This window comes from Streptomyces sp. NPDC059582, from assembly GCF_042735715.1.
In the GTDB taxonomy this organism is placed as follows: domain Bacteria; phylum Actinomycetota; class Actinomycetes; order Streptomycetales; family Streptomycetaceae; genus Streptomyces.
The window spans coordinates 40763-48263 of record NZ_JBHWCC010000065.1; the positions used below are offsets into that span (position 1 = coordinate 40763).

A 7501-nucleotide genomic window follows, 5' to 3' on the forward strand; every position below is an offset into this window, starting at 1 on the left:
GATGGGCTTCGCGGGGGTACACGGGTCAGGATGGTGACCATGGAACGTACGCGAATCGCGGTGGCCGGTGCGTCCGGTCTCATCGGCAGCGCTCTGGTGCGGTCCCTGACCGCCGACGGGCACGAGGTGGTGCGGCTGGTGCGCCGGGCGGCCCGGGGCGGGGACGAGGTCTGCTGGGACCCGTCGGAGCGGTACGTGAACACGGCCGGGCTCGACGGCTGTGACGCCGTGGTCAATCTGGCGGGGGCCGGGGTGGGCGACCGGCGCTGGACGCAGGCGTACAAGAAACGGATCCACGACAGCCGGGTGCTCGGCACGACGGCGCTCGCGGAGGCGGTGGCCGCGCTGGACCGGCCGCCGCGGGTGTTCGTCAACGGCAGTGCGATCGGCTTCTACGGGGACACCGGGGACCGGGTCGCCGACGAGGACACGCCGGCCGGGCGCGGCTTCCTGCCCGAGCTCTGCGTGGAGTGGGAGGCGGCCGCGGCGCCCGCGCGGGAGGCGGGCGTGCGCACGGTGTTCCCGCGGACCGGGCTGGTGGTGGCGCGCGGCGGCGGGGCCTGGGGCCGGCTGTTCCCGCTGTTCAAGGCGGGGCTCGGGGGGCGGCTGGGCGACGGGCGGCAGTACTGGTCGTACATCTCGCTGCACGACGAGGTCGCCGCGATCCGGCATCTCCTCGACCGCGACGATCTGTCGGGGCCGTTCAATCTGACCGCCCCGCAGCCGCTGACGAACCGTGAGATCACGGCGGCGATGGGGCGCGTGCTGCACCGGCCGACGCTCTTCACGGTGCCCGAGCCGGTGCTGCGCACGGCCCTCGGGGAGCTGGCCGACGACGTGCTGGGCAGTCAACGGGTGGTGCCGAAGCGGCTGTTGGAGTCGGGGTTCGCGTTTGCGTTTCCGGGGATCGAGGACGCCGTCCGGGCGGCGTGACCCCGTCGGCGCCCGTATGCGACCGCCGTGCGACCGTGCCCTGCCCATGCGCGACTGCCCCTGACCGATCACAGCCCTAACCTCGATCCGAACTCGGGCATCCCGGACGCCCGTTGGGGGCATGACGTCTCCACCGGCCGCGCAACCTCGAGGAGGGGCACGTGCTTGAGCCCACGTACCAGGCAGATGTGGTCGTCGTGGGAGCCGGGGTCGCCGGTCTCACCGCGGCGCATCGGCTGACCAGCGCAGGAATCACGACCGTGGTCCTGGAGGCCGCCCCCTGCGTGGGCGGCCGTATGGCGACCGAGAAAGTCGACGGGTTCCGGCTGGACCGGATCGGACAGCTGCTGTCCACGTCGTATCCCGAACTGGGCCGGACCCCGGGGCTGGACGCGCTCGTGCTGCGCCCCTTCGCCCCGGGCGTCCTGCTGCACAGCGACGGGCAGCGGCGCCGGGCGGGCGCCCCGGCGGGCGGAGGGAGCGCAAGGGGCGCACTCCACGCCGTACGCGCCCTCGCAAGCGCCCCCCGGCCCGCCGCCCTGCCCCGCCCACTGCCCCGGCCGCGCAGCGGCGTCCCGAGGCCGTCGTCCGTGCCCCGGGCCCGCACCGGCGCACCGCTGGGCTCCGCCGTCGACCAGGCCCGGCTGGGCGCCGCGCTCACCCGGATCGCGCACACCCCGGTCGAACGGCTGCTGGCCCGCCCCGAGGCACCGGCGGCCGACGCCCTCGCCGCCCGGGGTGTGCCCGCCCGGACCATCGACGGCTTCCTGCGCCCGCTGCTCGCCGCCCTGCTGTGCGACCCGGACCTCACCACCTCCAGCCGGTGCGCCGACCTCGCCCTGCACTCCTTCGCGTCCGGCCGGCTGTGCCTGCCGGAGGGCGGCGCCGAGGTGCTGCCCGAACTGCTCGCGCGGACGCTGCCGCCGGGCACCGTGCGCACCGGCGTCCGGGTCACCTCGGTCGCCACGAACGTGGTGACCACCGCGGAGCACGGCGAGTTCCGCTGCCGCGCCGTCCTGCTGGCCACCGACGCGCGCACCGCCGCCGAACTGCTGCCCGGGCTGCGGGTGCCGGACTTCCACCCCGTGACGGTCGTCCACCACGCCACGGACGAGCCGCCGCGGACCGGCGCGTCCCTGCTGCTGGACGCCGACCGCGGCGGTCCCGTCGCGCACACCGCCGTGGTCAGCGAGGTCGACCCCAGCCGCGCGCCCGAGGGCCGGGCCCTGGTGTCGTCCACGGTCCTCGGCACGCCCCCGGCCGACCTCGACACCGCCGTACGGACACACCTGGCCCGGCTGTACGGCACCTCGACCGCGCGCTGGGAGACCCTCGCCGTGCACCACACCGCCGAGGCCGTGCCCGCGATGCGGCCACCGCACGACCTGCGGCGGCCGGTGCGGCTGCTGGCGGGTCTGTACGTGTGCGGTGACCACCGCGACACCAGCACCGTGCAGGGAGCGCTGCACTCGGGCCGGCGGGCCTGCGCGGCGATCCTGGCGGACCTGGGGGCTGCGGGATCGCCGCACGCGGCCGAGCCGCTGCGGTCCGCGGCCTGAGCCGGCCGCCGCCCGCCCCCTCACCCCAGGGCGGCGGCCACCTTGTCCCGGTATCCGCGCACCGGCGCCGCGTCCTTGTACGGCTCCAGCCTCCGTTCGAAGTCCCGCACGTACTCGATCGCCCGCACCGACCGCATCTCCGCCGCCTGCCCGGCCGCCTCGGCGCCGAGCAGGCAGGCCTGGTCGAGTTCGCCGAGACCGAGCCGGGCGGAGGCGAGCACGATCCGGCAGAACACCCGGCTGCGGGCGAAGGCGGGGGCGCGCAGTTGCAGCGAGCGCTCGGCGTGCTGGGCGGCGGCCCGGAACTGTTGCAGGTCCCGGTGGCAGTGCCCGAACTCGTCGGCGAGCTGTGCCTCGTCGAAGAACCTCGCCCAGTACGGCACGTCGTCCCCGGTCCTGGCCGCCTCCAGGGCGCGCTCGGCCCGCACGAGGGAGGCGGTGCTGGCCCGCACCTCGCCCAGCGTCCCGTGCGCGCGGGCCTCGACCGAGTGCAGCAGCGCCTGCACGACCGGCGGGGCGCTGGTGCCGACGCCCTGCTGGGCCACGCGCGCGAGCTGCACGGCCTCGCGCCCGTGCCCCAGGTACACGGCCTGGCGGCTCATGGTGACCAGGACGTACGAGCCGTACGCCCGGTCGCCGGCCGCCTGTGCCAGCCGCAGCGCCTGCACGAAGTAGCGCTGGGCGAGCCCGTGCGCGGCGATGTCGTACGAGGTCCAGCCGGCCAGCCGGGTCAGGTCGGCGGCCGCGGCGAAGAGCCGGCGCCCGGTCTGCTCGCCGTAGGTGCCGCGCAGCATCGGCTCGCACTCGTGCTCCAGGTAGCGCACGAGGGCCTGGCGGGCGTGGCCGCCGCCGTAGGCGTCGTCGAGGGTGCGGAACAGTTCGCCGACCGAGCGCAGCGCCGCGATGTCGCCGCCGGTGACGCGCTGCCCGATGCCGCGTTCGGCCTGGCCGCGCTGGCGGGGTACGGCGGAGCGGGCCTGGACCGACAGCTGGGCCGGCACCGGGGCCGGACCCTGGGCGGGCACCCGGGCGGCCGGTTCGCCGCGGGCGACCCGTTCGTCGGCCCGGCCGATCAGCCAGTCCCGGCTGGGCACGACGAGTCCCGCCGGGGTGAACGCGATCTTGCGCAGTTCGGCGTGGCTGCCGGAGTCCTTGCGCCACAGCCCGCTGACGATGTCGATGGCCTCCTCGGGGGTGCCGGCGAACTCCAGCCCGGCGTACACCGGGGCGCAGGCGTCCAGGCCGAGGTCCTGGGCCGAGAGCCGGCGTCCGAGCCGGCGGGTGAAGACCTCGGCGATCAACGCGGGGGTGGCGCCCCGGGGCTGCTGTCCGCGCAGCCAGCGCGTCACGGATGTCTTGTCGTATCTCAGGTCGAGCCCGTGCTCGAGACCGAGCTGGTCCACGCGACGGGCGAGACCTGCGTTGGAGAACCCCGCTTCTGCGATGAGCGCGGCGAGCTGGCGGTTGGGAGTGCGCTGCGCGGGTCGGTCCGTCATCTGCGGTGCGGTCTCCTGCCTTTCGGGCCTCGCGGAGGCCCTGCGGTGCCCGGATTGCCTGTGAGCAGCCCAAATGGCCTCGTGAACGGCGCGAATGTAGCGGAGCGTAAGCAGTCGATCGCACATCTCGACGTTCATTCATCCGATCGTGTGAGGATTGACCGCAAGGCTGACGGGATTCCGCCGGACGTACAGTGGCGTGGGCACGTTTCGTGCCTTACGAGCTTCTAGGGAGGCGCTTGCCGTGAGTGAGTTGCGGTTCGTCCGCATGGGGTTCGGTGCGGATGCCGTCGAGTACCAGCAGGCGTGGGACGAGCAGCGCCGGGTGCACGCGGCGCGGTTCGCCGACGAGGTCCCCGACACCGTGCTGCTCCTGGAGCACCCGCCGGTCTACACGGCGGGCCGGCGCACGGCGGACAACGAACGCCCGCTCGACGGCACCCCGGTCGTCGACGTGGACCGCGGCGGCAAGATCACCTGGCACGGACCGGGGCAGTTGGTGGGCTACCCCATCCAGAAGCTCCCGCGTCCGGTCGACGTCGTCGCCCATCTGCGCCGCCTGGAGGACGCGATGATCCGCGTCTGCGCCGAGTTGGGCGTCGAGACCAGCCGGGTCGAGGGCCGGGCCGGCGTGTGGGTGCTGGGTGACCCGGTGGAACAGCGCCCGTCGATCGGCGGCCTCTCGCTGGACTTCGACCCGCGGCTGACCGACGAGGAGTTCGACCCGCGTCTCAACGGCCCCGAGTACGCGCCCTCCAACGCCGGTCAGCGCCGCGAGGACCGCAAGATCTGCGCCATGGGCATCCGCGTCGCCAAGGGCGTCACCATGCACGGCTTCGCCCTGAACGTGAACCCGGACACCTCCAGCTTCGACAAGATCATCCCGTGCGGCATCCGCGACGCCGGGGTGACGTCCCTCGCCCACGAACTGGGCCGCGCCCTCACCATCGCCGACGTGCTGCCGGTCGCCGAACGGCACCTGAGGGACGTCCTGGGGAACGCGGACCTCAAGCCGCGCGAGATCGAGAGGGCGACCGCCTGACCCCGGGGAATGCAACCGGCGGTTCTCGGGTTGGCCTCACGGCAGAGCCCGGCAAACACGGGCGTACGCTGGTGTACGCCGAAGAATCGAAGACTACTCACAGCAATCAGCAGGGAGCCGATGTGTCCGCAGTCGCACCCGACGGACGCAAGATGCTGCGCCTGGAGGTCCGGAACGCCCAGACCCCCATCGAGCGCAAGCCCGAGTGGATCAAGACCCGGGCGAAAATGGGTCCCGAGTACACGAAGATGCAGAACCTCGTGAAGAGCGAGGGCCTGCACACGGTCTGCCAGGAAGCCGGCTGCCCGAACATCTACGAGTGCTGGGAGGACCGCGAGGCGACCTTCCTCATCGGCGGCGACCAGTGCACCCGGCGCTGCGACTTCTGCCAGATCGACACCGGCAAGCCCGAGGCGCTCGACCGTGACGAGCCGCGCCGCGTGGGCGAGTCCGTGGTCACCATGGACCTGAACTACGCCACCATCACCGGCGTCGCCCGCGACGACCTGGAGGACGGCGGCGCCTGGCTGTACGCCGAGACGGTTCGCCAGATCCACGCGCAGACCGCCGAGCGCGAGGCCGGCCGCACCAAGGTCGAGCTGCTCGCCCCCGACTTCAACGCCGTCCCCGAGCTGCTGGCGGAGGTCTTCTCCGCCCGGCCCGAGGTCTTCGCGCACAACGTCGAGACGGTCCCCCGGATCTTCAAGCGGATCCGCCCCGGCTTCCGCTACGAGCGCTCCCTGCAGGTGATCACCGCCGCGCGCGACTACGGCCTGGTCACCAAGTCCAACCTGATCCTCGGCATGGGCGAGACCCGCGAGGAGGTCAGCGAGGCGCTCCGGCAGCTGCACGACGCCGGCTGCGAGCTGATCACCATCACGCAGTACCTGCGCCCCTCCGTGCGCCATCACCCGGTGGAACGCTGGGTGAAGCCGCACGAGTTCGTCGAGCTGAAGGACGAGGCCGAGCAGATCGGCTTCTCCGGTGTGATGTCGGGCCCGCTGGTCCGGTCGTCGTACCGGGCCGGGCGGCTCTACCAGATGGCCGTCGAGAAGCGGGGCGCCTACATCGCCACGCAGGCCGTCTGACGAACCGCCCGACGGTCCGCCCCGGCGGTTCCACCCGACGATCGGGCCGACGGTCCGCTCGACGGACCGTCACCCGCCGTACCCCGGATGGGCGCGAGACAAGCGTGTGAATTCGCGCACAAGATACTACTGGCCAGTAACGGCTGATTCGACGCGGTCCCGACCGTCCTCGCAGATGAGGGCGTCGTCAGGACCGCGTCAGTCTTTCGGGGACCCGCATCAAGGTTTCATTGGCGTTTGACCGGTCGGTCACGCCCTGGTAACACCAATCAGTGACGCTGATGTCACACCACGTAGACCGCACCCGTTCCCGGAGCCGTACCGAGGGGGGACCTCCCACCATGCAGGCCGCGCCCGTTCGCGCCACCGCGATTCCGTCCTTCACCGACGCACTGCGTGCCGTCGAGTCGCTGCTCATGAGCAGCGGCCAGCGCACCGCGCGCCGCAACGCCTGGACCTCCGTACTGGAGGACCGCCGGCGCGCCAAGGACCGCGTCGAGACCCAGCGCGTCCTCGACGAGACCCTGTCCGCCCGTCGCTGACCGCACCCCTCCCCGCTCTCCGGGCACTGCCGTCGTCGGCGCTCCGGGGGCCACGTAGACTTCGTGGCATGGCGAGGAAGGACAACGCGGCGGACGCCGCGAACACCGGGCGACTGAAGCAGATCGCTCTGACGTACAAGATGACCCGCAAGGCCGATAAGAAGATCGGTCTTGTACTCGCGGCTGTCGGCATCATCACCTTCGGTGTCTTCCTCGCGATCGGTTTTCTGATCGGTCACCCCATCTATCTCGGCATCCTGGGCCTTCTGCTCGCCTTCCTCGCGACGGCGATCGTGTTCGGGCGCCGGGCCGAGCGGGCGGCCTTCGGACAGATGGAGGGTCAGCCGGGCGCCGCAGCGGCCGTGCTGGACAACATCGGCCGGGGCTGGACGACGACCCCCGCGGTGGCGATGAACCGCAGCCAGGACGTGGTGCACCGCGCCGTCGGCAAGGCGGGCATCGTCCTGGTGGCCGAGGGCAACCCGAACCGGGTGAAGTCCCTGCTGGCCGCGGAGAAGAAGAAGATGAACCGCGTGGTGGCGGACGTGCCGGTGCACGACGTGATCGTCGGCACGGGCGAGGGGCAGGTCGAGCTGAAGAAGCTGCGCACGACCATGCTGAAGCTGCCGCGCGTGCTGACCGGCCCGCAGGTCACCGCGACCACCGACCGGCTGCGCGCGCTGGGCGACCTGATGAGCAACATGCCGCTGCCGAAGGGGCCGATGCCGAAGGGCATGCGCCTGCCCAAGGGCGGACAGAACGGCCGCTGAACCACCACGGCGTACGGATTCCCGTACGACGACCTCATACGCGAAAGGGGCGCCCGGATCACTCCGGGCGC

The 7501-nt window shown here is 72.6% G+C and carries 7 protein-coding genes; 6 read left to right on the forward strand and 1 reads right to left on the reverse strand.

Annotated features, from left to right (window positions below; all coding sequences use genetic code 11):
* The first annotated feature begins 39 nt into the window (after positions 1-39).
* Together ACFV0T_RS36725 and ACFV0T_RS36730 are read left to right on the forward strand one after the other, a co-directional pair.
* Complete coding sequence (locus tag ACFV0T_RS36725; RefSeq protein ID WP_385789024.1) at positions 40-933, forward strand: TIGR01777 family oxidoreductase; 894 nt, start codon at positions 40-42, stop codon at positions 931-933.
* Between the two features lie 161 nt (positions 934-1094).
* Positions 1095-2492 carry an NAD(P)/FAD-dependent oxidoreductase gene (locus ACFV0T_RS36730; protein ID WP_385789026.1) on the forward strand — a complete coding sequence of 466 codons (1398 nt, stop codon included), beginning with the start codon at positions 1095-1097 and terminating at the stop codon, positions 2490-2492.
* A gap of 20 nt (positions 2493-2512) precedes the next feature.
* On the opposite strand, the gene ACFV0T_RS36735 is transcribed toward ACFV0T_RS36730, so the two are convergent.
* Positions 2513-3988 carry a regulator gene (locus ACFV0T_RS36735; protein ID WP_385789027.1) on the reverse strand — a complete coding sequence of 492 codons (1476 nt, stop codon included), beginning with the start codon at positions 3986-3988 and terminating at the stop codon, positions 2513-2515.
* A 199-nt stretch (positions 3989-4187) separates the two neighbouring features.
* Between ACFV0T_RS36735 and lipB the strand changes: the two genes are divergently transcribed.
* From lipB to ACFV0T_RS36755, 4 genes are all read left to right on the forward strand, one after another.
* On the forward strand, positions 4188-5030 hold the full coding sequence (gene lipB / locus ACFV0T_RS36740) for a lipoyl(octanoyl) transferase LipB (RefSeq protein WP_385789029.1): 843 nt from the start codon (positions 4188-4190) through the stop codon (positions 5028-5030).
* A gap of 122 nt (positions 5031-5152) precedes the next feature.
* Positions 5153-6118, forward strand: a complete 966-nt coding sequence (lipA, locus tag ACFV0T_RS36745) for a lipoyl synthase (RefSeq protein WP_385789030.1) — start codon at positions 5153-5155, stop codon at positions 6116-6118.
* A gap of 341 nt (positions 6119-6459) precedes the next feature.
* Positions 6460-6660 (forward strand): hypothetical protein, encoded by a 201-nt coding sequence (locus ACFV0T_RS36750; RefSeq protein WP_385789032.1) that lies wholly within the window; start codon positions 6460-6462, stop codon positions 6658-6660.
* 68 nt (positions 6661-6728) lie between these two features.
* Positions 6729-7430 (forward strand): DUF4191 domain-containing protein, encoded by a 702-nt coding sequence (locus ACFV0T_RS36755; RefSeq protein ID WP_385789033.1) that lies wholly within the window; start codon positions 6729-6731, stop codon positions 7428-7430.
* Positions 7431-7501 lie beyond the last annotated feature (71 nt).

Excerpts from the sequence above, each read along its gene's own strand:
- ACFV0T_RS36735 (WP_385789027.1), bottom strand. The coding sequence starts at position 3,988 with ATGACGGACCGACCCGCGCAGCGCACTCCCAACCGCCAGCTCGCCGCG.
- ACFV0T_RS36755 (WP_385789033.1), top strand. The coding sequence starts at position 6,729 with ATGGCGAGGAAGGACAACGCGGCGGACGCCGCGAACACCGGGCGACTG.
- ACFV0T_RS36750 (WP_385789032.1), top strand. The coding sequence starts at position 6,460 with ATGCAGGCCGCGCCCGTTCGCGCCACCGCGATTCCGTCCTTCACCGAC.
- ACFV0T_RS36725 (WP_385789024.1), top strand. The coding sequence starts at position 40 with ATGGAACGTACGCGAATCGCGGTGGCCGGTGCGTCCGGTCTCATCGGC.